This is a genomic window from Amycolatopsis sp. NPDC004368 (genome assembly GCF_053602515.1).
In genome coordinates this window covers 1-1,280 of sequence record NZ_JBSGDT010000093.1, presented here as the reverse complement: position 1 = coordinate 1,280, position 1,280 = coordinate 1, and the positions used below count along the sequence as shown (strand labels likewise).

Annotated in this window: 1 rRNA gene; it reads right to left on the bottom strand. The window is 56.6% G+C overall.

Features of this window, described 5'->3' with window-relative positions:
• Positions 1-1,280: ribosomal RNA gene (locus ACWEOE_RS42130) — 23S ribosomal RNA — on the bottom strand; the annotation flags it as partial.

Below are 1,280 nucleotides of genomic sequence, written 5' to 3'. Positions count from 1 at the left end.
CCGCGCCATTCGTGCAGGTCGGAACTTACCCGACAAGGAATTTCGCTACCTTAGGATGGTTATAGTTACCACCGCCGTTTACTGGCGCTTAAGTTCTCAGCTTCGCCCCACCGAAATGGAGCTAACCGGTCCCCTTAACGTTCCAGCACCGGGCAGGCGTCAGTCCGTATACATCGCCTTACGGCTTCGCACGGACCTGTGTTTTTAGTAAACAGTCGCTTCTCGCTGGTCTCTGCGGCCACCCCCAGCTCGAACAGCAAGTGCTCTCACCAGACGTGGCCCCCCTTCTCCCGAAGTTACGGGGGCATTTTGCCGAGTTCCTTAACCATAGTTCACCCGAACGCCTCGGTATTCTCTACCTGACCACCTGAGTCGGTTTAGGGTACGGGCCGCCATGAAACTCGCTAGAGGCTTTTCTCGACAGCATAGGATCATCCACTTCACCACAATCGGCTCGGCATCAGGTCTCACCCTCATATGAATGGCGGATTTACCTACCACTCGGGCTACACCCTTACCCCGGGACAACCACCGCCCGGGATGGACTACCTTCCTGCGTCACCCCATCACTCACCTACTAACCGCTCGGTTCAGCGGCTCCACCACTCCCCTCAACTCCGAAGAGATCAGGGCGGCTTCACGGCCTTAGCATCACGATGCTCGATGTTTGACGCTTCACAGCGGGTACCGGAATATCAACCGGTTATCCATCGACTACGCCTGTCGGCCTCGCCTTAGGTCCCGACTTACCCTGGGCAGATCAGCTTGACCCAGGAACCCTTAGTCAATCGGCGCACACGTTTCTCACGTGTGTATCGCTACTCATGCCTGCATTCTCACTCGTCAACCGTCCACAACTACCTTCCGGTGCTGCTTCACCCGGCAGACGACGCTCCCCTACCCATCCACACACCCGTTGGGGCTATTATGTGAATGACACGACTTCGGCGGTACGCTTGAGCCCCGCTACATTGTCGGCGCGGAATCACTAGACCAGTGAGCTATTACGCACTCTTTCAAGGGTGGCTGCTTCTAAGCCAACCTCCTGGTTGTCTGTGCGACTCCACATCCTTTCCCACTTAGCGTACGCTTAGGGGCCTTAGTCGATGCTCTGGGCTGTTTCCCTCTCGACCATGGAGCTTATCCCCCACAGTCTCACTGCCGCGCTCTCACTTACCGGCATTCGGAGTTTGGCTAAGGTCAGTAACCCGGTAGGGCCCATCGCCTATCCAGTGCTCTACCTCCGGCAAGAAACACACGACGCTGCACCTAAATGCATT